Origin of the sequence: Planomonospora alba, from assembly GCF_039534085.1 — a bacterium.
GTDB classification, from domain to species: Bacteria; Actinomycetota; Actinomycetes; order Streptosporangiales; family Streptosporangiaceae; genus Planomonospora_B; species Planomonospora_B alba.
Map to the genome: position 1 here is coordinate 36,379 of NZ_BAAAUT010000046.1, position 25,564 is coordinate 61,942.

Annotated in this window: 22 protein-coding genes; 7 read left to right on the top strand and 15 right to left on the bottom strand. The window is 73.0% G+C overall.

The features are described from left to right. Positions 1–81 precede the first annotated feature (81 nt). Positions 82–1,536, bottom strand: coding sequence for an amidohydrolase (locus tag ABD823_RS25035; protein ID WP_344863639.1), 1,455 nt, complete (start codon positions 1,534–1,536; stop codon positions 82–84). Between the two features lie 154 nt (positions 1,537–1,690). Here ABD823_RS25035 and ABD823_RS25040 point away from each other — a divergent pair, with 154 nt between their 5' ends. Continuing rightward, positions 1,691–3,040 carry a M14 family zinc carboxypeptidase gene (locus ABD823_RS25040; protein WP_344863640.1) on the top strand — a complete coding sequence of 450 codons (1,350 nt, stop codon included), beginning with the start codon at positions 1,691–1,693 and terminating at the stop codon, positions 3,038–3,040. Between the two features lie 168 nt (positions 3,041–3,208). Here ABD823_RS25040 and metK read toward each other — a convergent pair whose 3' ends face one another. The 14 genes from metK to pyrR all read right to left on the bottom strand — a co-directional run bounded on the left by metK (position 3,209) and on the right by pyrR (position 17,987). After that, on the bottom strand, positions 3,209–4,396 hold the full coding sequence (metK, locus tag ABD823_RS25045) for a methionine adenosyltransferase (protein WP_344863641.1): 1,188 nt from the start codon (positions 4,394–4,396) through the stop codon (positions 3,209–3,211). Between the two features lie 299 nt (positions 4,397–4,695). Continuing rightward, the gene (locus tag ABD823_RS25050; RefSeq protein WP_344863642.1) at positions 4,696–5,064 is read right to left on the bottom strand and encodes a hypothetical protein; all 369 of its coding nucleotides are present in this window, start codon (positions 5,062–5,064) and stop codon (positions 4,696–4,698) included. Between the two features lie 79 nt (positions 5,065–5,143). Further along, positions 5,144–6,379, bottom strand: coding sequence for a bifunctional phosphopantothenoylcysteine decarboxylase/phosphopantothenate--cysteine ligase CoaBC (coaBC, locus tag ABD823_RS25055; protein ID WP_344863643.1), 1,236 nt, complete (start codon positions 6,377–6,379; stop codon positions 5,144–5,146). A gap of 7 nt (positions 6,380–6,386) precedes the next feature. Further along, positions 6,387–6,650, bottom strand: a complete 264-nt coding sequence (gene rpoZ / locus ABD823_RS25060; protein ID WP_344863644.1) for a DNA-directed RNA polymerase subunit omega — start codon at positions 6,648–6,650, stop codon at positions 6,387–6,389. Position 6,651: 1 nt separating this feature from the next. Further along, positions 6,652–7,236, bottom strand: a complete 585-nt coding sequence (gmk, locus tag ABD823_RS25065) for a guanylate kinase (protein ID WP_344863660.1) — start codon at positions 7,234–7,236, stop codon at positions 6,652–6,654. A gap of 205 nt (positions 7,237–7,441) precedes the next feature. Continuing rightward, positions 7,442–7,765 (bottom strand): integration host factor, actinobacterial type, encoded by a 324-nt coding sequence (mihF, locus tag ABD823_RS25070; protein WP_344863645.1) that lies wholly within the window; start codon positions 7,763–7,765, stop codon positions 7,442–7,444. A 187-nt stretch (positions 7,766–7,952) separates the two neighbouring features. Next, positions 7,953–8,663 carry an orotidine-5'-phosphate decarboxylase gene (gene pyrF, locus ABD823_RS25075; RefSeq protein WP_344863646.1) on the bottom strand — a complete coding sequence of 237 codons (711 nt, stop codon included), beginning with the start codon at positions 8,661–8,663 and terminating at the stop codon, positions 7,953–7,955. Continuing rightward, positions 8,663–9,637, bottom strand: a complete 975-nt coding sequence (locus ABD823_RS25080; protein ID WP_344863647.1) for a dihydroorotate dehydrogenase — start codon at positions 9,635–9,637, stop codon at positions 8,663–8,665. The genes pyrF and ABD823_RS25080 overlap by 1 nt, the downstream gene beginning before the upstream one ends. After that, positions 9,627–10,502: a dihydroorotate dehydrogenase electron transfer subunit gene (locus ABD823_RS25085; RefSeq protein ID WP_344863648.1), complete on the bottom strand. Its 876-nt coding sequence runs from the start codon at positions 10,500–10,502 to the stop codon at positions 9,627–9,629. Before ABD823_RS25085 ends, ABD823_RS25080 begins: the two co-directional genes overlap by 11 nt. Positions 10,503–10,517: 15 nt before the next feature. Beyond that, on the bottom strand, positions 10,518–13,811 hold the full coding sequence (gene carB / locus ABD823_RS25090) for a carbamoyl-phosphate synthase large subunit (protein ID WP_344863649.1): 3,294 nt from the start codon (positions 13,809–13,811) through the stop codon (positions 10,518–10,520). Next, positions 13,804–15,051, bottom strand: a complete 1,248-nt coding sequence (carA, locus tag ABD823_RS25095) for a glutamine-hydrolyzing carbamoyl-phosphate synthase small subunit (RefSeq protein WP_425566656.1) — start codon at positions 15,049–15,051, stop codon at positions 13,804–13,806. The genes carB and carA overlap by 8 nt, the downstream gene beginning before the upstream one ends. Positions 15,052–15,181: 130 nt before the next feature. Next, a complete protein-coding gene (locus tag ABD823_RS25100) occupies positions 15,182–16,474 on the bottom strand; it encodes a dihydroorotase (protein ID WP_344863651.1) in 1,293 nt (430 codons plus the stop codon). Further along, positions 16,471–17,403, bottom strand: coding sequence for an aspartate carbamoyltransferase catalytic subunit (locus ABD823_RS25105; protein ID WP_344863652.1), 933 nt, complete (start codon positions 17,401–17,403; stop codon positions 16,471–16,473). The genes ABD823_RS25100 and ABD823_RS25105 overlap by 4 nt, the downstream gene beginning before the upstream one ends. Next, on the bottom strand, positions 17,400–17,987 hold the full coding sequence (gene pyrR, locus ABD823_RS25110) for a bifunctional pyr operon transcriptional regulator/uracil phosphoribosyltransferase PyrR (RefSeq protein WP_344863653.1): 588 nt from the start codon (positions 17,985–17,987) through the stop codon (positions 17,400–17,402). The genes ABD823_RS25105 and pyrR overlap by 4 nt, the downstream gene beginning before the upstream one ends. 547 nt (positions 17,988–18,534) lie before the next feature. Here pyrR and ABD823_RS25115 point away from each other — a divergent pair. The 6 genes from ABD823_RS25115 to ABD823_RS25140 all read left to right on the top strand — a co-directional run bounded on the left by ABD823_RS25115 (position 18,535) and on the right by ABD823_RS25140 (position 25,508). Further along, positions 18,535–19,881, top strand: coding sequence for an amino acid permease (locus ABD823_RS25115; protein ID WP_344863654.1), 1,347 nt, complete (start codon positions 18,535–18,537; stop codon positions 19,879–19,881). Between the two features lie 30 nt (positions 19,882–19,911). Then, positions 19,912–21,159, top strand: coding sequence for an arginine deiminase (locus ABD823_RS25120; protein ID WP_344863655.1), 1,248 nt, complete (start codon positions 19,912–19,914; stop codon positions 21,157–21,159). A 61-nt stretch (positions 21,160–21,220) separates the two neighbouring features. Next, positions 21,221–22,225: an ornithine carbamoyltransferase gene (argF, locus tag ABD823_RS25125; protein ID WP_344863656.1), complete on the top strand. Its 1,005-nt coding sequence runs from the start codon at positions 21,221–21,223 to the stop codon at positions 22,223–22,225. A 1-nt stretch (position 22,226) separates the two neighbouring features. Beyond that, positions 22,227–23,162, top strand: a complete 936-nt coding sequence (arcC, locus tag ABD823_RS25130; protein WP_344863657.1) for a carbamate kinase — start codon at positions 22,227–22,229, stop codon at positions 23,160–23,162. Positions 23,163–23,677: 515 nt separating this feature from the next. Then, positions 23,678–24,172: a transcriptional regulator BldD gene (gene bldD / locus ABD823_RS25135; RefSeq protein WP_068894204.1), complete on the top strand. Its 495-nt coding sequence runs from the start codon at positions 23,678–23,680 to the stop codon at positions 24,170–24,172. Positions 24,173–24,320: 148 nt separating this feature from the next. Then, positions 24,321–25,508 carry a PP2C family protein-serine/threonine phosphatase gene (locus ABD823_RS25140; RefSeq protein ID WP_344863658.1) on the top strand — a complete coding sequence of 396 codons (1,188 nt, stop codon included), beginning with the start codon at positions 24,321–24,323 and terminating at the stop codon, positions 25,506–25,508. The last annotated feature ends 56 nt before the right edge of the window (positions 25,509–25,564 follow it).

Here is a 25,564-nt window from a genome sequence, read left to right on the forward strand (position 1 = left end):
GTCCTACCAGACGCCGCGGGGGCGTCTTACCGGATCCGCCCGGCCCGGGCCCGTGCGGCGGCCCCGGGCCGGGCGGGCGCCTCAGATGGAGTCCCGGTGGGTCCACCGGCCGCCGAGCAGGGTCCCCAGGACCGGCATCCGGCGCAGCCCGTCGCCGTCCAGGCCGGCCGGGTCGCGCCCGGTGACCACCAGGTCGGCGGGGTCGCCGGGGCGCAGGCCGCTGCGGCCCCGGGCCGCGGCCGCCAGCGCCGCCTGGAGCGTGAGGCCCTGCTCGGGGTGGAACGGCGGGCGCTCGTCGTCGGTCCGCGCCACGGCCGCGGCGATCGCGTCCCACGGGTCCAGCGGCGCCACCGGGGCGTCGGAGCCCAGCTCCAGCCTCGCCCCCGCGGCGAGCAGGCCCGCGTAGGCGTAGGCGCGGCCGGTCCGGCCCGGCCAGAGCCGCTCGGCCACGTCCCGGTCGTCGGGGGCGTGCGCGGGCTGCACGCCGGCGATGAGGCCGGGCAGGGCGAACCGGGCGAAGTCGGCCGGGCGGACCAGCTGGGCGTGCTCGATCCGGCCCGGGCAGCCGACCGCCTCGAAGGCGTCCAGCGCCATGCCCACCGCCAGGTCGCCGATGGCGTGCACCGCCGGGTGGACGCCGTGCGCGGCGGCCAGGGACATCACGCCCCGCAGCTCCTCGGGGGACATCACCGGCGCCCCGTGGGAGCCCGTATCCGGGTAGGGGTCCTCGCAGTAGGCGCTGCGGGTGTTCAGCGAGCCGTCCGAGAAGATCTTCACCGGGCCGACCTCCAGCAGCCCGCCGGAGCCGGCCACCGGGTCCCCGGTGCGCAGGCCCCGGCCGATCGCCTCCTCCAGCCGGTCCCTGGGGATCGAGCAGATCACCCGCGCGTCGATCCGCCCCCTCCGCAGCCGCCGGGCCCAGTCGGTGACGTTGTCGGCGAACTCGAAGTCGATCACACCGACCACGCCCCGGGCCGCCGCGGCGGTGACGGCCTCGGCCACCCGGCGGTCCAGCTCCTCCTCCGGCGGCGGGGGCAGCGCGGCCACCGCGTCGTAGCAGTCCTGCTCCGTCAGCACCCCGGTGGGGTGCCCGCCCCGGCCGACCGCCGCCAGCGCCGCGGGGCTGAACCACGCGGTGTGCAGGTCGTTGCTGAGCAGCACGACCGCCCGGCCGGGCAGCACCGCCTCCAGCAGCGACTTGTCCGGCGCGTCAGGCCACAGGGCGTCGCGGAATCCGAAGCCGACCGTGACCGCGGCGGCCTCGGAGCCCCCGGCGTGCGGGGCGACGAGATCGACCGCCTCGCGCGCCGAGCGGGCGGCGCCCACGTCGATCCGGAGCCGGGCCTGCGCCCACTGCACGGAGTGCACGTGGCAGTCCCACAGGCCGGGCAGGACGGTGCCGCCCTGCAGGTCGACCGACTCGTCGCAGGGCGGCGGCTCGTCGCTCACGGCGGCGATCCGGCCGTCGGCGACCAGGACGTGGCGGAGCGGGCCGCCGGGACCGATCCGCCCGTTGCGCAGCAGCAGAGAACCCATGGCCCGACACTAGAGGAGCGGGCCGCCCGCCCGCGGGGCGGCCCCGGCCCCGCAGGCGGCCCCGGCCCCGCAGGCGGCCCCGCGGCGGGGCGGGCGCCGCCCCGGGACGGCACCGGCGGACCGCGCGGCCGCCGGGTGTCGGCAGACTATGAGGGTGCTCGATCCCATGCTCGCCGCCGAACTCGACTCCGTCCCCGACCACGACCGGTTCGCCACCGTGGACGAGATCACGGCCGCCCTGTCCCGGCTGGCCGCCTCCCATCCCGGCGCCGCCTCGCTGCGGCGGGTGGGCAGCTCCACCCTGGGCGAGCCGATCTGGTGCCTGACCGTCGGCGACGGGCCGCGCCACGCGCTGGTCGGCGCGCTGCCGCACCCGAACGAGCCGATCGGCGGCCTGACCGCGATCCACCTGGCGGGCAGGCTGTGCGCCGACGCCGCCCTGCGCCGGGCCACCGGCTGCACCTGGCACATCGTGGGCTGCCTGGACCCCGACGGGACCCGGCTCAACGAGGGGTGGTTCGCCGGGCCGTTCACCAAGGCGCACTACGGGCGGCACTTCTACCGCCCCGCCGGGGACGAGCAGGTCGAGTGGACCTTCCCGTTCGCCTACAAGCGCGCCTACTTCGACCGGGTGATGCCCGAGACCCTGGCGCTGATGCGGCTGATCGACGAGACGCGCCCGGCGTTCATGACCACCCTGCACAACAGCGAGCTGGGCGGGGCGTACTTCTACATCAGCCGCCCGGTGCCCGAGCTGCACGCCGTGCTGCGGGCCCTGCCCGTCCGGTACGGCGTGCCGCTGCACGCCGGCGACCCCGAGCACCCCTCGGTGCGCTCGCTGGACGAGGCCGTCTTCCTGACCCCGCGCATGGAGGACCTCTACGACTACATCGAGGCGCTCGGGCAGGACCCGGCCGACCAGATCGGGGGCGGGGCCAGCGACTCCTACGCCGCCCGCTACGGCACGCTCTCCCTGACCGCCGAGCTGCCCTACTGGCGCGACCCGGCGGCCGGCGACCGCTCCCCCGTCCGGGCCGCCCACGGCGAGCTGCTCCGGATCCAGGCCGGGCAGCTGCGGGAGACGTTCACCGTGCTCGACACCGCGCTGACCGCCGTGGCGGGCGACCTGACGGCCCGCTCCCCGTTCATCCGGGCGAGCAGGTTCTTCCTCCCCCTGGTGGCCGAGGCGGCCGCCCTGGCCGAGCAGCGGGCGCAGGAGCCGGAGGCCGGCCGGCCCGCCACCGCGGCCGAGCGGCAGTCCTGCCGGGAGGCGGTGCACAGCTCCCGCCTCCGGTTCGGCGGCATGCTGCTGCGCGCCCTGGAGGGCGAGCTGGCCATCGGCAACGGCACCCCGGCCATCCGGGCGCACACCGGCGCGCTGCGCGAGACCTACGCGGCGTGGTGCGCCGAGGCCGAGGCCGACACCCCCGGTGAGGTGATCCCGATCCGCGACCTGGTCGCCATCCAGTACGGCTCCGTCCTCGCCGGGGCCGCGCACGCCTGACGGCACCCGCGCGGGGCCGCCCGGTCCCGTGCTCCGGCGCGGGGACGCCCCCGGGGCGCCGGGCGGGTGCGGCGGCGTTCCGCGGCGCGGCCGGCGGCGCGGCGGGCGGACGCGCGGGAGCCCCCGGTGAGGCGGTGCTCACCGGGGGCTCCCGGGGTGCTCTGCGGCCTACAGGCCGGCGGCGGCACGCAGCGCGTCGGCGCGGTCGGTGGCCTCCCAGGAGAACTCCGGCCGGCCGAAGTGGCCGTAGGCGGAGGTCTCCGAGTAGATCGGGCGGAGCAGGTCGAGGTCGCGGATGATGGCGGCGGGGCGCAGGTCGAAGACCTGGAGCACGGCCTCCTGGATCTTGGCGACGTCGGTCTTCTCGGTGCCGAAGGTCTCGATGAACACACCGACCGGCTTGGCCTTGCCGATGGCGTAGGCGACCTGGACCTCGGCGCGGTCGGCGAGGCCGGCCGCCACGATGTTCTTGGCGACCCAGCGCATCGCGTAGGCGGCCGAGCGGTCGACCTTGGACGGGTCCTTGCCGGAGAAGGCGCCGCCGCCGTGGCGGGCCATGCCGCCGTAGGTGTCGACGATGATCTTGCGGCCGGTCAGGCCGGCGTCGCCCATCGGGCCGCCGATCTCGAAGCGGCCGGTCGGGTTGACCAGCAGCCGGTAGCCGTCGGTCTCGATCTCCAGGCCCGCCAGGACCGGGTCGACCACGTGCTCCTTGATGTCCGGCGCGAGCATCTCCTTGAGGTCGATCTCCGCGGCGTGCTGGGTGGAGACGACCACCGTGTCCAGACGGACCGGCTTGTCGCCGTCGTACTCGATCGTGACCTGGGTCTTGCCGTCGGGGCGCAGGTAGGGGACGGTGCCGTCCTTGCGGACCTGCGACAGCCGCTGGGCCAGGCGGTGCGCCAGCTGGATCGGGAGCGGCATCAGCTCGGGGGTCTCCCGGCAGGCGTAGCCGAACATCAGGCCCTGGTCGCCGGCGCCCTGCCGGTCGAACTCGTCGCCGGCCTCGCCCTCGCGGGCCTCGTAGGCGGCGTCGACGCCCTGGGCGATGTCCGGCGACTGGGCGCCGATGGACACCGACACACCGCAGGAGGCGCCGTCGAACCCCTTGTGCGAGGCGTCGTAGCCGATCTCCAGGATCTTCTCGCGGATGAGACCCGGGATGTCGACGTAGGTCTCCGTCGTCACCTCCCCGGCGACGTGGACCTGACCGGTGGTGATCAGCGTCTCGACCGCGACCCGGCTCTTGGGGTCGCCCTTGAGCATGGCGTCGAGAATCGCGTCGCTGATCTGGTCTGCGATCTTGTCCGGGTGGCCCTCGGTGACCGACTCGGAGGTGAACAGGCGACGGGACAAGTCAGTGGCTCCTCATGCAGCGGCTGCTGGCGGCAAGGGCTTCCGGCACACGGGTGCCGGGAGCGCTTCGCCGAAGTCTAGCGCTCGCAGGCCGTCCGTGATTCCCCTGTCCGGCTTCCGCCTGCCCTCCGCCTCCTCGCCGTGCCCGCGAAGGCCGTGCGCACCGGGGATCCGGCCGTCCGCCGCGGCGGTCCCGCACCCGGACCGCTCCCCGGCGGCACCCGGACCCGGGCCCCGCCCCGGCCGCCCGTCCCCGTCCGCCGCGCGGCCGTCCGCGGGCCGGGAGCGGGGGCGCCGGGTCACAGCTCGGGGAGCGGGTCGGGCGGGAGCGTCTCCGGCGCGAAGACCTCCGCGTCGGCCGCGTGGACCACCGCGGCGTACTCCTCGTCGATCTCGAAGACCGTGCCGCCGAGCTCGATGGCCGCGCCCGCGGCGAACTCCACCGGTCCCATCCGGGTCCGCCGGGCGTACGTGGCGTGGATCGCGGTCGGAACGTTCCGGTCGAAGAAGGTGGTGGACAGCACGTAGATCGCCTGGTCGGTCACCACGATCAGGAAGGCAGCCGTCCCCGGCGGGCCCACCGACAGCGCGGGCAGGACGTAGCGGATGTCCTGCCCGGAAGGGAGCAGCGCGCGGCAACGCGCCCTGACGGCGGCCGGCACGGGCATGTCGGATCCTCCCCTGGCACGGCGTTCCGGGTCGCTCTCCGACGCAGTATCCGCCGGGCGGCGATCTCCGGCAAGCGGATCAGGGAAGGCGCGCGGCCACGAGGTCCCAGACCACGTCGGCCAGCTCCTCCTTGGGCCCGCGCGGGATCTCCACCGGCTCGCCGTCCGCGGCCAGGACCACCGCGGCGTTGTCGGGGGTGCCGAAGGCGAGGTTCTCCCCCACCTGGTTGACGACGAGCAGGTCGCAGCCCTTGCGGGCGAGCTTGGCCCGCCCGTTCGCCAGCACGTCGTCGGTCTCGGCCGCGAACCCCACGATCACCGCGGGGCACGGCTTGCCCCCCTCGCGCCGGCGCTCGCCCAGCTCGGCGAGGATGTCGGGGTTCTTCACCAGGTGGATCGCCTCGGGCTCGGCCGCGGTCTTCTTGATCTTCGATTCGCTCCGCGCGGCGGGGCGGAAGTCCGCAACCGCCGCGGCCATCACCACGGCGTCGGCGCCTGCCGCCGCCTCCAGCACGGCCTCGCGCAGCTGGAGGGCCGACTCGACCCCGACCACCGTGACCCCCGCGGGGTCGGGCAGCGCGACGTTGGCGGCGACCAGCGTGACGCGGGCGCCCCGGGCGGCGGCCGTGCGGGCCAGGGCGTAACCCTGCAGGCCGGAGGAGCGGTTGCCGATGAACCGGACGGGGTCGATGGCCTCGCGGGTGCCCCCGGCGGAGACGACCACGTGGCGGCCGGACAGGTCGAGGGCGCGCCCGGCCAGGACCCGGCGGCAGACCTCGAAGATCTCCACGGGGTCCGGCAGCCGCCCGCGGCCGGTGTCGGCGCCGGTGAGGCGGCCCACGGCCGGGTCGAGCACGAGCGCGCCGCGCCCGCGCAGGGTCGCCACGTTCGCCTGGGTCGCCGGGTGCTCCCACATCTCGGTGTGCATCGCCGGGGCGAAGACCACCGGGCAGCGCGCGGTGAGCAGGGTGTTGGTCAGCAGGTCGCCGGCCAGGCCGTGCGCGGCCTTCGCCAGCACGTCGGCGGTGGCGGGGGCCACCACCACCAGGTCGGCGCCCTGGCCGATCCGGACGTGCGGCACCTCGTGCACGGACTCCCAGACGTCGACGGCCACCGGGTTGCCGGACAGCGCCGCCCAGGTGGGCTCGCCGACGAAGCGGAGCGCCTCGCGGGTCGGGACCACGCGGACGTCGTGGCCGGACTCGGTGAACAGGCGCAGCAGCTCGCACGCCTTGTAGGCGGCGATGCCGGCGCTCACCCCGAGGACGACGCCCGGCCGGGCGCCCGGGGGCCCGCCGGCTGCTGCCACCGCCATGCGGGTCTCAGCCCTCGATGGGCTCGGCGCTGAGCAGGCCCTCGCTGACCTCGCGCAGCGCGATCGACAGCGGCTTCTCCTGCGCGTGGGTCTCCACCAGCGGGCCGACGTACTCCAGCAGGCCCTCGCCGAGCTGGGAGTAGTAGGCGTTGATCTGGCGGGCGCGCTTGGACGCGAAGATCACGAGGCTGTACTTGCTGTCGACGACCTCGAGCAGAGAGTCGATCGGCGGGTGGGTGATGCCTTCGGCGTGGGTCGCGGTGGTCGGCACGTCAGTGTTCCCCCTGGCTCGGTGGCTGTCCGGGGCGCGGCGCCTCGGAATCATCGGCCATCAAGGTTATCAGCCGGTGGCACACGTCCTGGACCGACGTGTTCACCAGCGTGACGTCGAACTCCTTCTCGGCCGCCATCTCGACCCGGCCGGCGGCCAGGCGGCGGGCGATGACGTCCTCCGGCTCGGTGCCCCGGCCGCGCAGGCGCTTCTCCAGCTCCTCCCAGCTCGGCGGGGCCAGGAAGACCAGCAGCGCCTCCGGCATGGACGCGCGGACCTGCCGGGCGCCCTGGAGGTCGATCTCCAGGAGGGCGGGGACGCCGGCCGCGAGCTTCTCCTCGAGCGGGGCGCGCGGGGTCCCGTACCGGTTGCCGGCGAACTCCGCCCACTCCAGCAGCCCCCCGGAGGCGACGAGGCGGTCGAACTCCTCGCCGTCGGCGAAGAAGTACTCCACCCCGTGGGTCTCCCCCGGGCGGGGCTTGCGGGTGGTCACCGAGACCGACAGCCACACCTCGGGGTGTGCCCGCCGAAGCTCGGCGACGACCGTGGACTTGCCCACGCCCGACGGCCCGGACAGGACCGTCAGGCGGTTGCCGGGCCGCCCGGCGGAGGCGCGCGCCTCCTCCGGGCTCCCGGCCGGGGATGTGGAGCCGCCGGATCCGCTCTCCGCGGTCCCACCCTGGACCCGGCTCGCGCCGGGCCGTGATGTTCCGGCCACTCCAGACCCCCCGTGATGCCGTCCCCGCCTGCGCGGGGTGAGCGTGCGTTCGTGCGTGGAACCGAGACTAGTCCTAGCTCTCGGCCCCGCCGAACTCACGCTCCAGGGCCGCGCGCTGGTTGGCGCCGAGACCCCGCACGCGGCGGGACTCCGCGATGCCCAGCCGCTCCATGAGCTGCTTGGCGCGGACCTTGCCCACGCCGGGGAGCGACTCCAGGAGGGCCGAGACCTTCATCTTGCCGATGACGTCATCGGCCTGCCCGTCCTTGAGGACCTCAGCCAGAGAGACCGCGCCGTGCTTCAGGCGGTTCTTGACCTCGGCACGCTCTCGGCGGGCCTTGGCAGCCTTCTCCAGGGCTGCGGCGCGCTGCTCGGGGGTAAGGGGAGGAAGAGCCACGCCGGGTCACCTCGAATTTCCTGTGGATGTACTCGGACGGGAAGGGAAACTAGCTGGTCATCGCGATCCAAGCAACGTCAACCCCGGTTTCTCCGCCCAGAAAGCACTCTTCTTCACCCTCCGTGGCCGGAATATCGCTCACCGTCGGTCAGATGGCGCCCTGCCCGGTGTTTTTTCGCGACGAAGATCACACACTCCGCCCGGCCGCGGCGGCGGCCTTGCGGAGCGTCGCGGCGATGCCCGCGGCGGCGGCGCCGGGGTCCGCCGCACCGGTGATCGGCCGGCCGATCACCAGCAGGTCGGCCCCGTCGGCGAGCGCCCGCTCGGGCGTCGCCACCCGCGCCTGGTCCTGGGTGTCGGCGCCGGCGGGGCGCACCCCGGGGGTGATGAGGGTGACGTCCGGCCCGACCTCCGAGCGCACCGCGGCCACCTCCTGGGGCGAGCAGACCAGGGCCCGCGCGCCCGCCTCCACGGCCAGGAGCGCCAGACGGCGCACCGCGTCGCCGGGAGGGCCCGCGATCCCGGCCCGGTCGAGATCGGCCGCCGTGAGCGACGTGAGCACCGTCACGGCCGCGATCCGCGTCGCGGGCGCGGCCTCCACCGCCGCCCGGACCATCGCGGGCCCGCCGGCCGCGTGGACCGTCAGGATCGCGGGCTTGAGCCGCGCCACCGACCGCGCCGCGCCCGCCACGGTGTTGGGGATGTCGTGCAGCTTCAGGTCGAGGAAGACCTGCACCCCGCTGGCCCCCCGCACCGAGGCGACGACGTCCGGCCCGTAGCGCAGGTAGAGCTCCAGCCCGATCTTGACGGTGCTGACGTGCGGGGTCACCAGGCTCGCCCAGCGGGCCGCGGTCTCCAGGTCGGGCGCGTCCAGGGCGACGGCGATGGGTGCGGGCATCACAGCGGGCTCTCCTCGAAGTCCGTACGGTGCCGGGCGGTCGCCCCCGGCGGGCGGTGGGCCAGGCCGACGGCGTCGGCCAGCCGGTGGAACCCGCGCGCCGCCAGCAGCTCCTCCAGCTCGCGCAGGATCCGCAGGCAGGCGAAGGGGTCGTGGAACAGCGCGGTGCCCACGGCGACGACGCAGGCGCCGGCGAGGACGAGCTCGAAGGCGTCCCTGCCGGTCAGCACCCCGCCCATGCCGATGATGGGCACGCTGGGCAGCGCCGCGTGGACCTGCCACACGCAGCGTACGGCCAGCGGCCGGATCGCCGGACCGGACAGGCCTCCGGTGACCGCGGCGAGCGAGGGGCGCATGGTCTCGGTGTCGATGCTCATGCCCAGCGGGTTGTTGATCATCGACAGGGCGTCGGCGCCGCCGTCCACGCACGCGCGGGCGACGCTCACCACGTCCAGCGCGTCCGGCGCGAGCTTGGCGACCACCGGCACGTCGTAGCGCATCACCGAGCGCACCGAGGCGACCACCTCCGCCGAGGCGGCGCCGTCCCGGGCGAAGATCCGCCCCCGGTCCTCGATGTTGGGGCACGAGAGGTTGACCTCCACCGCGGTCACCCCGGGGGCGTCGGTCAGCCTGCGGGCCAGCGCGGTGTACTCGGCCACGGTGCCGCCGCCGATGGAGACCACGGTCCGGATGTTGCGCTGGGCGAGCCAGGGCAGCTCCCGCGCCAGGAACGCGTCCACGCCGGGCCCCTGCAGGCCGACGGCCGACAGCAGCCCCGAGGGCGTCTCCGCCATCCGGGGCGTCGGCCGGCCCGCCCGGGGTGCCATCGTGATCGACCGGGTGGTCACCGCCCCCAGCCGGCCCAGGTCGAAGAACTGGGCGAGCTCCGCGCCCGAGGCCGCGCACCCGGCGGCGGTGGTGATCGGGTTGGCCAGCTCCACGTGCCCGAGGTAGGTCCGCATGTCAACCGGCATGCCGCATGCCCCCGCCGGGCGCCCCGAGCGCGTCGAAGGGGATCGTCCCCACGTCGTCGAAGCGCACCCGCTCGCCCCGGAAGACCGGCCCCTCGACGCAGGCCCGCACCATCCGGGTGGCGCCGTCGTCGCCGATGACCGGCAGCACGCACGTCATGCACACGCCGATCCCGCAGGCCATCCGCTCCTCCACGGCGACCTGGACCGGGATGTCGAACTCGACCGCCACCGCGGTGACGCCGCGCAGCGTCTCCATGGGGCCGCAGGCGTAGACGGCGTCGGCCCGGACGTCGGCGATCACGCCGGGCAGCACGTCGGTCACCCGGCCGCGCATGCCGAGCGAGCCGTCCTCGGTGGTGAGCGTGGTCGTCTCCCCCATCCGGCGGGCGCGCAGGGCGCCGAAGACCCGGTCGGCCGAGGCGCCGCCGAGCACGAAGTCGACCCGGCAGCCGCGCCGCTGGAGGGCGTCGGCCACCGCGAAGAGCGTCGCGGAGCCGTACTCCGCGCCGACCAGGACGCAGGTCACCGGGTCCCTCGGCAGCGGGAACGGCCGGCCGAGCGGGCCGACCAGGTCCAGCGTGTCGCGGGCGCGGCGCTCGGCCAGCCAGGCCGTGCCGGGGCCGCGCACGGTGAAGACGAGCTCCACCGTGCCGCCGTAGTCGGGTTTGACGTCGTGGACGGAGAGGGCGCGCCGGGTCAGCAGCGACGTGTCCGGCCCGCCGACGGCCACCCCCACGAAGTGGCCGGGGCGGAACCGCTCGACGATGCCGGGCGCGACCACGGTCAGCGCATGGTAGGCGTCGACCCGGCGCGTCGTCAGCACCGTGCCCGTGACCTGTACCGGCGTGACAGGCGTCTCCCTCACCTCCCGCTCAGGGCATCATCCCCGCAGTCTCTGGGCGTGCTCCTGGAGGGACCGTACGCCGATGTCGCCGCGGACGATGGCCTGAATGCCCTGAACGGCCGCGGCGAGTCCCTGGACGGTCGTGATGCAGGGGATGCCCCGCAGCACGGCCGCGGTGCGGATCTCGTAGCCGTCCAGCCGCGGCCCGGACTGGCCGGGGCTGCCGAAGGGCGTGTTCACGATGAGGTCCACCTCGCCGTCCAGGATCCGCCGGCCGATCGTCGGCTCGCCGTCGGGCCCGGTCCCGTCGCTCTGCTTGCGCACGATCTTGGCACGGACGCCGTTGCGGCGCAGCACCTCCGCGGTTCCCTCGGTGGCCAGGATCTCGAAGCCGAGGTCCGCCAGCGCCTTCACCGGGAAGATCATGGCCCTCTTGTCCCGGTTCGCGACCGAGACGAAGGCCCGCCCCTTGGTCGGCAGCGAGCCGTAGGCCGCCGCCTGCGACTTGGCGTAGGCGGTGCCGAAGAACGCGTCGACGCCCATGACCTCGCCGGTGGAGCGCATCTCCGGACCCAGCACCGTGTCGACGCCCCGGAAGCGGTTGAACGGCAGCACCGCCTCCTTGACCGCGATCGGCGCGTCCAGCGGCATGGTGCCGCCGTCGCCGTCGGCCGGGAGCATGCCCTCGGCGCGCAGCTGCGCGACGGTCGCGCCCATCATCACCCGGGCCGCCGCCTTGGCCAGCGGGACCGCCGTGGCCTTGGAGACGAACGGCACGGTACGGCTGGCCCGCGGGTTGGCCTCCAGCACGTACAGGATGCCAGCGGACATGGCGTACTGGACGTTGAGCAGGCCGCGCACCCCCACGCCCCGCGCGATGGCCTCGGTGGCCGCGCGGATGCGCTTGATGTCGTGGCTGCCGAGCGTCATCGGGGGCAGCGAGCAGGCCGAGTCGCCGGAGTGGATGCCGGCCTCCTCGATGTGCTCCATCACGCCGCCGAGGTACAGCTCCTCGCCGTCGAAGAGCGCGTCCACGTCGATCTCGACGGCCTCGTCGAGGAACTTGTCCACCAGCACCGGGTGGTCGCTCGCCGCGCCCGCCTTCGACATGTAGGTGACGAGGGTGTCGTCGTCGTAGACGATGGCCATGCCTGCGCCGCCCAGCACGTAGCTCGGGCGGACCAGGACCGGGTAGCCGATCTCCGCGGCGATCTCCAGCGCCTCGGCCTCGGTCGTCGCGGTGCCGTGCTTGGGCGCGGGGAGCCCGGCCTCGGCGAGCACCCGGCCGAACGCGCCGCGCTCCTCGGCCAGGTGGATCGACTCCGGCGAGGTGCCGACGATCGGCACGCCCGCGTCCTTGAGCGCCTGCGCCAGGCCGAGCGGGGTCTGCCCGCCGAGCTGGACGATGACGCCCGCGACCGGACCGGTCTGCTGCTCGGCGTGGACGACCTCCAGCACGTCCTCCAGGGTGAGCGGCTCGAAGTAGAGCCGGTCGGAGGTGTCGTAGTCGGTGGAGACCGTCTCGGGGTTGCAGTTGACCATGACGGTCTCGTAGCCGGCCGCCGACAGCTCGAAGGAGGCGTGCACGCACGCGTAGTCGAACTCGATGCCCTGGCCGATCCGGTTGGGGCCGGAGCCGAGGATGATGACCTTCTGCCGGTCGCCGTACGGGACCTCGGTCTCCTCGTCGTAGGTGGAGTACAGGTACGGCGTGCGGGCGGCGAACTCGGCGGCGCAGGTGTCGACGGTGTTGTAGACCGGGCGGACCCCCAGGGCGTGGCGCAGGTCGCGCACGCGCGCCTCGTCCATGCCGCGGAGCTCGCCGATCTGCGCGTCGGAGAAGCCGTACCGCTTGGCCCGCTCCAGCACGGCGGCGTCGAGCTGGGCCGCCTCGCGCACCTCGGCGGCGATCTCGTCGATCGCCATGAGCTGGTCCAGGAACCACGGGTCGACGGAGGTGGCCTCGTGCAGCTCCTCGATGGTGGCGCCGGCCCTGATGGCCTGCTGCATGGTGCGCAGCCGGCCGTCGTGCGGCGCGCGGCAGGCGGCCAGCAGCTCGTCCTTGTCGCCGGGCTCGCCCGCCCAGGAGAAGGCGGCGCCCTTCTTCTCCAGCGAGCGCAGCGCCTTCTGCAGCGCCTCGGGGAAGGACCGGCCGATGGCCATGGCCTCGCCGACCGACTTCATGTGGGTGGTGAGCGTCGTGTCGGCCCCGGCGAACTTCTCGAAGGCGAAGCGCGGCACCTTGACCACGATGTAGTCGAGCGTGGGCTCGAACGACGCGGGGGTCTCCTTGGTGATGTCGTTGGGGATCTCGTCGAGGGTGTAGCCGACGGCGAGCTTGGCGGCGATCTTGGCGATCGGGAAGCCGGTGGCCTTGGACGCCAGCGCCGACGAGCGCGACACGCGCGGGTTCATCTCGATGACGACCATGCGGCCGGTCCGCGGGTCGACCGCGAACTGGATGTTGCAGCCGCCGGTGTCCACGCCGACCTCGCGGATGACCGCGATGGCGACGTCGCGCATGTTCTGGTACTCGCGGTCGGTGAGGGTCAGGGCGGGGGCCACGGTGACGCTGTCGCCGGTGTGCACGCCCATCGGGTCGATGTTCTCGATGGAGCAGACGATGACGACGTTGTCGGCCGCATCCCGCATGACCTCCAGCTCGTACTCCTTCCAGCCGAGGATGGACTCCTCCAGGAGCACCTCGGTGGTCGGCGAGGCGTCCAGACCGGCGCCGGCGATGCGGCGCAGGCCGGCCTCGTCGTGGGCGAAGCCGGAGCCGACGCCGCCCATGGTGAAGGAGGGCCGCACCACCAGCGGGTAGCCGAGCTGCTCGGCCGCGGCCAGGCACTCGTCCATGCTGTGGCAGACGACCGAGCGGGCCGACTCGGCGTTGAGGCCGTGCTCGGCGGCGACCTTGGCGACGATCTCCTTGAAGCGCTCGCGGTTCTCGCCCGCCTGGATGGCGTCCACGTCGGCGCCGATGAGCTCGACGCCGTAATTGTCGAGCACGCCCGCCTCGTGCAGGGCGATGGCGGTGTTGAGCGCCGTCTGGCCGCCCAGGGTGGGCAGCAGCGCGTCGGGGCGCTCCTTGGCGATGATCTTCTCGACGTACTCGGGGGTGATCGGCTCGACGTAGGTGGCGTCCGCGAACTCCGGGTCCGTCATGATCGTCGCGGGGTTGCTGTTGACGAGGATCACCCGGAAGCCCTCGGCGCGCAGCACGCGGCACGCCTGGGTGCCGGAGTAGTCGAACTCGCAGGCCTGCCCGATCACGATCGGCCCGGAGCCGATCACCATGACCGACTGGATGTCCGTCCGCTTAGGCACGCTCGTTCTCCCCTGTGTTCATGGTCGCGCTCGGCTCCTCACTCGCGGCGCGGACGGCTCGTCCCTCGCCGGCCGCTCCGCTCCCCCGTCCCCTCGACTGCTCCATCAGAGCGCAGAACCGGTCGAAGAGCCCCGCGGAGTCGTGCGGGCCGGCCGCGGCCTCGGGGTGGTACTGGACGCTGAAGGCGGGCCGGTCGATCAGCCGCAGCCCTTCGACGCAGTCGTCGTTGAGGTTGACGTGGCTGACCTCCGCCCGGCCGTACGGCGTGTCGAACGGCCCGTCCAGCGGCGCCCGCACGGCGAAGCCGTGGTTGTGCGCGGAGATCTCGACGCGGCCGGTCCGGCGGTCCTGGACCGGCTGGTTGACCCCGCGGTGCCCGTAGCGCAGCTTGTAGGTGCCCAGGCCCAGGGCGCGGCCGAAGATCTGGTTGCCGAAGCAGATGCCGAAGAACGGCTTGCCGGCCTCCAGCACGCCGCGCAGCGCCGCGACCGGGCCGTCGGCGGCGGCCGGGTCGCCGGGGCCGTTGGAGAAGAAGACCCCGTCGGGGTCGAGGGCGAGGATGTCGGCGGCGGTGGCGGTGGCGGGCAGCACGTGCACCTCGCAGCCCCGCTCGGCCATCCGGTGCGGGGTCATGGCCTTGATGCCCAGGTCCACCGCGACGACGGTGTACTTCCTGGCGCCGATCGCCGGCACCGTGTACGGCTCGGCGCAGGAGACCTGCCCGGCCAGGTCGGCGCCCTCCATCGCGGGGCTGCGCCGGACCCGCTCCAGGAGCTCCTCCACCGGGGCCAGGGCCTCGCCGGAGAAGATCCCGGCGCGCATGGCGCCGCGCTCGCGCAGGTGGCGGGTGAGCGCGCGGGTGCCGGGGACGGCGATGCCGACGACCCCCTGCGAGACGAGGTAGTCGTCCAGGGACCGGGTGGCGCGCCAGCTGGAGTGCACGCGGGCGGGCTCGCGGACCACGTAGCCCGCGACCCAGACGCGCCCGGACTCCGGGTCCTCGTCGTTGACGCCCGTGTTGCCGATGTGCGGGGCGGTCATCGCGACGATCTGGCGGTGGTAGGAGGGGTCGGTGAGGGTCTCCTGGTAGCCGGTCATCCCGGTGTTGAAGACCATCTCGCCGAAGGTCTCGCCCTCGGCGCCGTAAGGGGTTCCGTGGAAGACGCGCCCGTCCTCCAGCACGAGGACCGCGGCCCGCGCGCCGTCTGCCTCCGCCCGGGCGCCGGTCCGCTCGTTCAGCTCAGTCACAGAGCATCCCACTCATCTCGGTCATTGGTAATGAAAGTATGAAATATCCGGCGCATGGACGCGGGGCGTCTCCACGATGTGGGACGCGCCGCGCCATGCGCGGGCGGACGGGGCACGGCCGTCACGCGAGCTTGCCGTCGAGGACGGTCGGGCGGCCCCGCAGGAAGGTCGCGACGACCCGGCCGGGCAGGCTGCGGCCCTCGTAGGGGGTGTTGCGGCTCTTGGAGGCGTAGGAGGACGGGTCCACCTGCGCGCGCACCGAGGGGTCGTAGAGGGTGATGTTGGCCGGGGAGCCGGCCTCCAGCGGCCGACCGTGGCCGGACAGGCGGCCGATCCGCGCCGGGGCGTACGACATGCGCTCGGCCACGCCCGCCCAGTCGAGCAGGCCGGTCTCCACCATCGCCTCCTGGACCACCGACAGGGCCGTCTCCAGGCCGATCATGCCCATCGCCGCGGCGGCCCACTCGGTCTCCTTGTCCTCGACCGGGTGGGGGGCGTGGTCGGTGGCGACCACGTCGATCGTGCCGTCGGCCAGGGCCTCGCGCAGCGCCTCGACGTCGGCGCGGGTGCGCAGCGGCGGGTTGACCTTGTAGATCGGGTTGTAGGCGCCCAGCGGGGAGTCCTCGACGAGGTCGTCGGTGAGCAGCAGGTGGTGCGGGGTCACCTCGGCGGTGACGTTCCAGCCCTTGGACTTGGCCCAGCGGATGATCTCCACCGAGCCGGCGGTGGAGACGTGGCAGACGTGCAGCCGGGAGCCGACGTGCGCGGCGAGCAGGCAGTCGCGGGCGATGACCGCCTCCTCGGCGACCGCCGGCCAGCCGGTCAGGCCGAGCCTGCCGGAGACCGAGCCCTCGTTCATCTGCGCGCCGGCGGTCAGGCGCGGCTCCTGGGCGTGCTGGGCGACCACGCCGTCGAAGGCCTTGACGTACTCCAGGGCCCGGCGCATGAGCACCGCGTCGGAGACGCACTTGCCGTCGTCGGAGAAGACGCGGACCCGGGCGGCGGAGTCGGCCATCGCGCCGAGCTCGGCCAGCCGCTCGCCGCCGAGCCCCTCGGTGACCGCGCCGACCGGCTGCACGTCGCAGTGGCCGGCCGCCAGGCCCAGCCGCCAGACCTGCTCGACGACGCCGGCGGTGTCGGCGACCGGGGAGGTGTTGGCCATGGCGTGCACGGCGGTGAAGCCGCCCAGCGCGGCGGCGCGGGTGCCGGTCTCGACGGTCTCGGCGTCCTCCCGGCCGGGCTCGCGCAGGTGGGTGTGGAGGTCGACCAGGCCGGGCAGGGCGACCAGGCCGTCGGCGTCCACGGTCTCGTCGCCGGTCAGGCCCCGGCCGACCTCGGCGATGTCGGTGCCGTCGATCAGGATGTCGGCGGGCTCGCCGCCGCAGATCCGCGCGCCCTTGATGACGATGCTCACTGGTCTTCTCCCCCGAGGTTGGCGCCGCCGAGCAGCAGGTACAGAACGGCCATGCGCGTGGTCACCCCGTTGGCGACCTGCTCGACGATCGTCGAGCGCGGCGAGTCGGCCACCTCCGCCGCGATCTCCATGCCCCGGTTCATCGGCCCGGGGTGCATCACGAGCGCGTCGTCGTGCAGCTTGGCGACGCGGTCGCGGTCGAGGCCGTAGCGGCGGCTGTACTCCCGCTCGGTGGGGAAGAACGCGGCGTTCATCCGCTCGCGCTGCACGCGCAGCATCATCACCACGTCGGACTTGGGCAGCACCGCGTCGAGGTCGTAGGAGATCTCGCAGGGCCAGGAGTCGACGTTCACCGGCAGCAGGGTCGGCGGGGCGACCAGCGTCACCTCGGCGCCGAGCGTGGACAGCAGCAGCACGTTCGAGCGGGCCACCCGGCTGTGCAGCACGTCGCCGACGACGGTGACCTTCCGGCCGTCCAGCGAGCCGAGGCGGCGGCGCATGGTGAAGGCGTCGAGCAGGGCCTGGGTGGGGTGCTCGTGCGTGCCGTCGCCGGCGTTGACGACGCTGCCGCGCACCCAGCCGGCCAGCCGGTGCGGCGCGCCGGAGGCGCCGTGCCGGATGACCACGGCGTCGGCGCCCATGGCCTGGAGGGTCAGCGCGGTGTCCTTGAGCGACTCGCCCTTGGAGACGCTGGAGCCCTTGGCGGAGAAGTTGATCACATCGGCCGACAGGCGCTTGGCCGCGGCCTCGAACGAGATCCGGGTCCGGGTGGAGTCCTCGAAGAAGAGGTTGACCACCGTGCGGCCGCGCAGGGTCGGCAGCTTCTTGATGGACCGCTCCGAGATCTTCGCCAGCTCGTCGGCGGTGTCCAGGATCAGCAGGGCGTCGTCGCGGCTCAGGTCGGCAGCGGAGATGAGGTGCCGCTTCACTTGTCCCCCTCCTTCAGGAGCACGACCGCGTCGCGGCCGTCGGTCTCCTCCACGTAGACCTTGACGATCTCGGACTTGGCGGTGGGGAGGTTCTTGCCGACGTAGTCGGCGCGGATGGGCAGCTCGCGGTGGCCCCGGTCCACCAGGGCGGCGAGCTGGACGGCGCGCGGGCGGCCCAGGTCGCCCAGCGCGTCGAGCGCGGCGCGCACGGTGCGGCCGGAGTAGAGCACGTCGTCGACCAGCACGACCGTCCGGTCGTCGACCCCCTCGGCGGGCAGCTCGGTGCGCCCGAGCGGCCGGGCGGGCTTGGTGCGCAGGTCGTCGCGGTACATCGTGATGTCGAGGGAGCCGACCGGGACGGTCCGGCCCTCGAAGCGCCGGATGTGCTCGGCCAGGCGGCGGGCGAGGTGGACCCCGCGGGTCGGGATGCCGAGCAGGACGATGTCCTCGCCGCCCTTGGTGCGTTCGAGGATCTCGTGGGAGATGCGGATCAGTGCCCGGTTGATGTCGGGGCCTTCGAGGACGGCGTGCGCCGCGACCCCGTCGGGAACCTGACTTCGGGCATGCGAAACGGCGTCGGCCAAGGAGAACACCACCTTTCCCGCCTCACGGGACGGGTCTTAAAGGAAGTCGACGCCCTCACGGTACCAGCCGCGGGACGCCCGCCCAGAACCGGGCGGTTATCACACTAATAACGACAGAAGATGATAAATGGCACGATACCTGCACCATCCAGGCGCTCTCGCCCGGTAAAGCCTCCGACCGGCCCACCCGCGAGGACGGGGTGGGCGAGGTGCACGTGGTCCGCACCGCGTTCGTCTCCATGCTCACCCGGCGGACCGCCGCCCACCGGATCCTCCCCTGGAGGTCGAGGAGACCGAGGACGACGGCGGGGACCGGGCGGCCGCCCCGACCCCCCTCGGCACACCCGTCTCACCTGGGAAAACCGAACGTTTCGCCCCATCCGTCACGGGCATCCCCGCGGGGGTCGCCCGCGGACGCGGGTGACGCGGAGGACCGAGCGTCGGGGGGCGCACGATGGGGGAGACACCTGGTTCGCACCGTCAGGGACCGGTCACTTCCGAGCAGGGCCCGGCCGGCCGGGGTCCCGCGGGCCCCGGGGGCGCCCTGGTGGCCCGACCCGGCAAGCTGGGGCTGCCGGCCGCCGTCGCCCTCGTGGTGGGCAACATCGTGGGCACCGGGGTGTTCCTGCTCCCCAGCTCGCTGGCGGCCTACGGCACGGTCAGCATCCTGTCGATGGGCGTCGTCACGATCGGCGCCATCGCGCTGGCCGTGGTCTTCGGCCGCCTGGGCGCCCGCGTCCCGGCCAGCGGCGGGCCGTACGCCTACGCCAAGGACGCCTTCGGCGAGTTCTCCGGCTTCTGGAACGCCTGGTCGTTCTGGCTGACCTCCTGGATCGGCAACGCCGCCATGGCGGTGGTCTGGGTCAACTACGTCAACTACTTCCTGGGCTGGACGTCCCTGGGCGGCCAGCTCGCCCTCGCGCTGGTCGCCCTGTGGATCCCGGCGCTGATCAACCTGTCCGGCGTCAAGAACATCGGCTGGTTCGCGCTGGTCACCGCGGTGCTGAAGTTCATCCCGCTGGTCTTCGTGGCCGTGGTCGGCCTGTTCTTCATCGACGGCGCCAACTTCGGCGGGTTCAACGTCACCGGCGGCAGCTGGCCGGCCGCCCTGTCCACCGCGGGCGCGCTGACGCTGTTCATCTACTCCGGCGTGGAGAGCGCCACCATCGTGGCCGAGAAGGTCACCGACCCGGTCCGCAACATCGGCCGGGCGAGCGTCTACGGCGTACTGATCTGCGCCGCGATGTACATGCTCAGCACGTTCGCCGTCTTCGGCACCGTCCCGCACGAGCGGCTGGTGGACTCCACCGCCCCGTTCGCCGACGCCATCAACACCATGTTCGGCGGCGGCGTCGGCGGCGGCGTCATGGCGGCCTGCGCGATCGTCTCCGGCATCGGCGCGATCAACGGCTGGACCATGCTGGTGGCCGAGATGCCGCTGGCCGCCGCCCGGGACGGCATGTTCCCGAAGGTCTTCGCCAGCGAGAACCGCCGCGGCGCGCCCGCCTTCGGCATCGTGCTCGGCGCGGCGCTGACCTCGCTGGTCGCCGTCTACAACTACTTCGGCACCGGGAGCGGCTTCAACCAGATCCTGCTCATCGCCACCTTCACCACCGTCATCCCGTACTTCTTCTCCGCCTGCGCCCAGCTGTTCTGGCTCGTCACCGGGGCCCGCAGGGTCAGCGGCGCCCGGCTGGGCCGCGACCTCGCCATCACCACCCTCGCCATCCTGTTCGCCTTCTGGATGACGTACGGTGCCGGTATGGAGGCGATCTTCATCGGCTTCCTGATGATGCTCGTCGGCATCCCGGTCTACATCTGGGTCAAGGCCAAGCGAGGAGAGTACGGCCCGCGGGGCGAGGTCCCGGCGTCGCCCGCGACGCCGCCCTCCTGACCCGCACACACCGATCAAGGAGATCCGGACATGCCCTTTCACGTCGACTCCGAGGTGGGCAGGCTCCGCCAGGTCATCCTGCACCGGCCCGCCCTGGCGCTGAAGCGGCTCACCCCGTCCAACAAGGACGACCTGCTCTTCGACGACGTGCTGTGGGTGCAGCGCGCCATGGAGGAGCACGAGGAGTGGCAGCAGGTCCTGCGCGACCGCGGCATCACCGTGCACCTGCTCTCCGACATCATGCGCACGATCACCGAGATCCCCGAGGCGCGCAAGCACATCCTCGACGGCAGCATCGACGCGCGCTGGTTCGGGCCGCTGGCCACCGACGCCATCCGCAACACGCTCGACTCCATGGACGCGGCGACGCTCCAGCCCTTCCTCACCGGCGGCCTCACCAAGCGCGAGTTCCTGGAGTTCTCCTCCGAGCCCAGGAGCCTGACCTTCCACACCATGGGCATGGACGACTTCGTCCTGCCGCCGCTGCCCAACCACCTGTTCACCCGCGACACCTCCTGCTGGATCTACAACGGCGTGTCCGTCAACGCCATGCGCAAGAAGGCCCGCCAGCGCGAGACCGTCAACTACGAGGCCGTCTACCGCTACCACCCGATGTTCGCCGGCGGCTACGACCGGCCCGACGCCGAGGACGGCTACCACGTCTGGATGCCCGGCACCGCGGCGGCCCCGGCCACCATCGAGGGCGGCGACGTGCTGGTCATCGGCCGCGGCGCCGTGCTGGTCGGGATGAGCGAGCGCACCCAGCCCCAGGCCGTGGAGATGCTCGCCTGCAGCCTGTTCGCCAAGGGCGGCGCGAGGAGGATCGTCGCGCTGGACCTGCCGAAGGCGCGCGCGTTCATGCACCTGGACACCGTCATGACCCAGGTGGACGCGGACACCTTCACCAAGTACGCCGGGCTCGGCATGCTGCCCTCGCACACGATCGAGCCGGGTGACAACGAGAAGGAACTCAAGATCACCGATCACGCGCCGGAGGACATGCACAAGGCCATCGCCGCCGCGCTGGACCTGGACGACATCAGGGTGCTGACCGCCGTGCAGGACGTGCACGCCGCCGAGCGCGAGCAGTGGGACGACGGCTGCAACGTGCTGGCGATCGAGCCGGGCGTGGTCGTGGCCTACGAGCGCAACACCACCACCAACAACCACCTGCGGGCCAACGGGATCGAGGTCGTCACCATCCGCGGCAGCGAGCTCGGCCGAGGCCGCGGCGGCCCGCGCTGCATGAGCTGCCCGATCGAGCGCGACGGGATCTAGCCCCGCGCCCGCCGGGCGGGACGTCCCACCCCACCCCTCACCACCACGTAAGGACACGCCCATGGCATTCAACCTGCGCAACCGGAGCTTCCTGAAGGAGCTCGACTTCACCCCGGAGGAGTTCCGCTACCTGATCAAGCTCGCGGCCGACCTCAAGGCCGCCAAGTACGCCGGCGTCGAGCAGCAGCGGCTCAAGGGCAAGAACATCGCGCTGATCTTCGAGAAGACCTCGACCCGGACCCGCTGCGCCTTCGAGGTCGGCGCCTACGACCAGGGGGCGAACGTCACCTACCTCGACCCGAGCGGCTCCCAGATGGGCCACAAGGAGTCGGTCAAGGACACCGCGCGGGTGCTCGGGCGGATGTACGACGGCATCGAGTTCCGCGGCCGCAAGCAGGCCCACGTCGAGGAGCTGGCGGCCTACGCCGGGGTCCCGGTGTGGAACGGCCTCACCGACGAGTGGCACCCCACGCAGATGCTCGCCGACATGCTCACCATGCAGGAGCACAGCGACAAGCCGCTGCACGGCGTCTCCTACGCCTACCTCGGCGACGCCCGCAACAACGTGGGCAACTCGCTGCTGGTCACCGGCGCGCTGCTCGGCATGGACGTGCGGATCGTCGCGCCCAAGACGCTCTGGCCCGAGGAGGGCATGGTCGTCGGCCCCGCCAAGGAGCTCGCCGCGAAGACGGGTGCCTCGGTCACCCTCACCGACGACCCGGCGGAGGGCGTCAGGGGCGTCGACTTCCTCTACACCGACGTGTGGGTCTCCATGGGCGAGCCCAAGGAGGTCTGGGACGAGCGCATCAAGCTGCTCATGCCGTACCAGGTCAACGGCGAACTGGTGAAGGCGACCGGGAACCCGGGGGTGAAGTTCATGCACTGCCTGCCGGCCTTCCACAACCGGGAGACCTCGGTCGGCGAGGACCTCTACCAGAGGACCGGCCACGAGGCGCTGGAGGTGACCGAGGAGGTCTTCGAGTCGCCCCGGTCCATCGTCTTCGACGAGGCCGAGAACCGCCTGCACACCATCAAGGCCGTCATGGTCGCCACCCTGGGGAGCTGACATGCGCGTCCTGGTCGCACTCGGAGGCAACGCGCTGCTGCAGCGGGGCCAGAAGCCCGATGCCCGGACCCAGCAGGACAACGTCTGCCTCGCGGTCGCCTCCCTGGCCAAGCTGGCCGAAAAGCACGAGCTCGTCATCACCCACGGCAACGGCCCGCAGGTCGGCGTGCTGGCGCTGGAGAGCGCCAACGACCCCAACCTGACCCGGCCCTACCCCTTCGACACCCTGGGCGCCCAGACCCAGGGCATGATCGGCTACTGGATGCTCCAGGCGCTGCAGAACGCGCTGCCGGGCCGCCAGGTCATCTCGGTGGTCACCCAGACGCTCATCTCCGCGGTGGACCCGGCCTTCGACGACCCGACCAAGTTCGTCGGGCAGGTCTACGACCGGGCCGAGGCCGAGAGGCTGGCCGCGCAGAACGGCTGGACGGTCAGACCCGACGGGCCGCACTGGCGCCGGGTCGTGCCCTCGCCCCAGCCGCAGCGGGTGGTGGAGACCCGGCTGATCCGCGGGCTGGTCCGCGACGGCGTCGTGGTGGTCTGCGCGGGCGGCGGCGGCATCCCGGTCATCCGGAACGAGAAGGGCCGCCTGCAGGGCATCGAGGCGGTCATCGACAAGGACCTGACCGGCTCCCTGCTCTCCGAGGCGCTGGAGTGCGACGCCTTCCTCATCCTCACCGACGTGCCGCGGGTCATGCGGGGCTTCGGCACCCCGGAGCAGGAGGAGATCGGCCACACCACCCCGCACGAGCTGCGCGCCGAGGACTTCCCCGCCGGCTCGATGGGACCGAAGGTCGAGGCGGCCTGCTCCTTCGTGGAGAAGACCGGCGACATGGCCGCCATCGGCCGGCTGGACGAGACCGAGCAGATCATCGGCGGCCACGCGGGCACCATCATCACGCCCAACGCCACCTGGCCCCTCGCCAGCACCCTGTGACCCGGCGGTCCCGTCCCCGCCCGGACGGGACCCGGTCCGCCGCCGGCGGACCGCCGCACCGCCCCGCCGAGGAAAGGACCCGGCCGCCGGGTGCCGGCGGCCGACACGCTCATCGCCAGCCTGTTCGTCGGCGTCCTGGCCGGGCTCGTCCCCCTGGGGCGGCCGGCCTCGCCGCCTACTTCCCGTACGGCTACCGCCACTCCCGTCTCAACGGGGTCGGGAGCCAGCGGTGAGGCGCGGACGGCGGAGAGCACGGAGGGGGACAAGCGCGGCGTTTACGGAGGACCCTCACCGGACCGGATTCGACCTCTTTTTTCCAATCAGCTTGACCTTCGGCGCCCACCCCTTTACCGTCACTGTGCGTAACCACACGTCGTGATGTTATCGGGTGAACCCTCACTCTCCGGTCACCGCGGACACCTACCCTGGGTGCCGACCCGGTGACCGGAGCATACGACGTGAGGTAGCACAATCAAGTGAAAGCAGTACATTAGAGAAGACCGGGGGGCCACACGATGCCGTCTGAATACGCCAAGTCGCTGGGTGCACGACTCCGTGCCATCCGCACCCAGCAGGGGCTGTCCCTGCACGGAGTCGAGGAGAAGTCCCGTGGACGGTGGAAGGCGGTTGTCGTCGGCTCCTACGAGCGTGGCGACCGTGCGGTCACGGTGCAGAAGCTTGCCGAACTCGCGGATTTCTACGGGGTGCCGGTCTCGGAGTTGCTGCCCGGCGGAGCCGCCCCGAGCCCGCTCGGCCCCACGCCGAAGCTTGTGATCGACCTTGAGCGCCTCTCCCAGCTCCCCAAGGAGAAGGCCGGCGCGCTCGCCCGCTACGCGGCGACGATCCAGAGCCAGCGCGGCGACTACAACGGCAAGGTGCTGTCCATCCGCCAGGAGGACCTGCGCTCCCTGGCCGTGATCTACGACAAGTCGCCCAGCGAGCTCACCGAGGAGCTCATCAACTGGGGCGTCCTGGACCCCGAGGCGCGCCGCGCCGTCGACTCCTTCTGACGGCCCGTCCGGTCGCGGGCGCACCGGGCCCCGGCGCGCCCGCCTCCCGCCACGTGCCGTCTTCGTTAAACATCGCGTGTAGTACGACGCCCATGCCTATCGCTGTGGTAGGAAAAAACAAACGGGCCGTCCAGCGAAACGCGGTGAGATGCTCAGGAGTGGGGACCGTCACACTCGCTCCTCGTCACGCCCGGAGAAACGGCACGCCGCCCTGCTGAGGTCGCTGGCCGCGTTCAGGGGCCGCGCCTTCACCCGCCTGCTGTCCTCCGTGGAGACCGGCAAGACCCAGGCCACCCTGAAGCTGCTGCCGTTCGCCGTGATGGCCGTGGTCGCCCTGATCGACTTCGGCACCGGCCCGACCGCCGGCCTCCTCCCCCTGCTCGCCCTCGGCCCCGCCTTCGCCAGCGTCGCGTGCGGCCTGGCCCGCACCACGGTCGTCGGCGTCATCGCCCTCGTGCTCTGCGTGGCCCTCGGCGTCTACAACGGCATCCTCTGGACGCCCCGCACCAACACCACCGTCGCCGCCATCCTCGGCGTGACCGTGGCCAGCGTGCTGGCCAGCGCCGGACGGCTCCGCCACGAGCGCCGGCTCGCCGACGTCCGCTCGGTGGCCGAGGCCGCCCAGCGGGTGCTGCTCCGGCCGGTGCCGCGCCGCGCCGGGCCGGGGATCGGCGTCGCCGTCTCCTACACCTCCGCCACCGCCGAGGCCCGGATCGGCGGCGACCTGTACGAGGTGGTCACCACACCGCACGGGGTCCGGATCATCGTCGGCGACGTCCAGGGCAAGGGGCTGGAGGCCGTGGAGACCGCCGCGGTGGTGCTCGGCGCCTTCCGGGAGGCCGCCTACGACGAGGCCAAGCTCGAGGGCGTGGTCTGCCGCCTGGAGAACGCGCTGACCCGGGAGCTGTCCGGCGAGCAGTTCGTCACCGCCGTGCTCGCCGAGATCAGCGGTGACACCTCCGTCACCGTGCTGAACTGCGGCCATCCGCCGCCCATGGTGCTCACGGCCGAGGGCGACCCGTGGTTCGCCCACCCCCCGGAGGACGCGCTCCCCCTGGGCATGGGCACGCTCAAATCCGTGGAGCCCGTGCCGCACCAGCTGCCGTTCGAGCCGGGCTGCCAGATCCTCTTCTACACCGACGGGGTCATCGAGGCCCGCGACGGCAAGGGCGAGTTCTACCCGCTGGCCGACCGCGCCCACCTGCTGGACGACTCCGACCCCCAGCTCGCGCTCGACGCCCTCCGCGCCGACCTGCTCCGCCACGTGGGCCGGCCGCTGGCCGACGACGCCGCCATGCTCCTCCTCCGCCGCCGCCCCGCCCCCCTCACCATCTGACCCGGGGCGGCGGGCCGTACGGACTCCCCGGCCGGGTCCCGTGTTCCTGGGGCGGT

Excerpts from the sequence above, each read along its gene's own strand:
- ABD823_RS25035 (WP_344863639.1), bottom strand. The coding sequence starts at position 1,536 with ATGGGTTCTCTGCTGCTGCGCAACGGGCGGATCGGTCCCGGCGGCCCG.
- ABD823_RS25050 (WP_344863642.1), bottom strand. The coding sequence starts at position 5,064 with ATGCCCGTGCCGGCCGCCGTCAGGGCGCGTTGCCGCGCGCTGCTCCCT.
- coaBC (WP_344863643.1), bottom strand. The coding sequence starts at position 6,379 with ATGGCGGTGGCAGCAGCCGGCGGGCCCCCGGGCGCCCGGCCGGGCGTC.
- pyrF (WP_344863646.1), bottom strand. The coding sequence starts at position 8,663 with ATGCCCGCACCCATCGCCGTCGCCCTGGACGCGCCCGACCTGGAGACC.
- ABD823_RS25080 (WP_344863647.1), bottom strand. The coding sequence starts at position 9,637 with ATGCCGGTTGACATGCGGACCTACCTCGGGCACGTGGAGCTGGCCAAC.
- ABD823_RS25120 (WP_344863655.1), top strand. The coding sequence starts at position 19,912 with ATGCCCTTTCACGTCGACTCCGAGGTGGGCAGGCTCCGCCAGGTCATC.
- argF (WP_344863656.1), top strand. The coding sequence starts at position 21,221 with ATGGCATTCAACCTGCGCAACCGGAGCTTCCTGAAGGAGCTCGACTTC.
- arcC (WP_344863657.1), top strand. The coding sequence starts at position 22,227 with ATGCGCGTCCTGGTCGCACTCGGAGGCAACGCGCTGCTGCAGCGGGGC.
- bldD (WP_068894204.1), top strand. The coding sequence starts at position 23,678 with ATGCCGTCTGAATACGCCAAGTCGCTGGGTGCACGACTCCGTGCCATC.
- ABD823_RS25140 (WP_344863658.1), top strand. The coding sequence starts at position 24,321 with ATGCTCAGGAGTGGGGACCGTCACACTCGCTCCTCGTCACGCCCGGAG.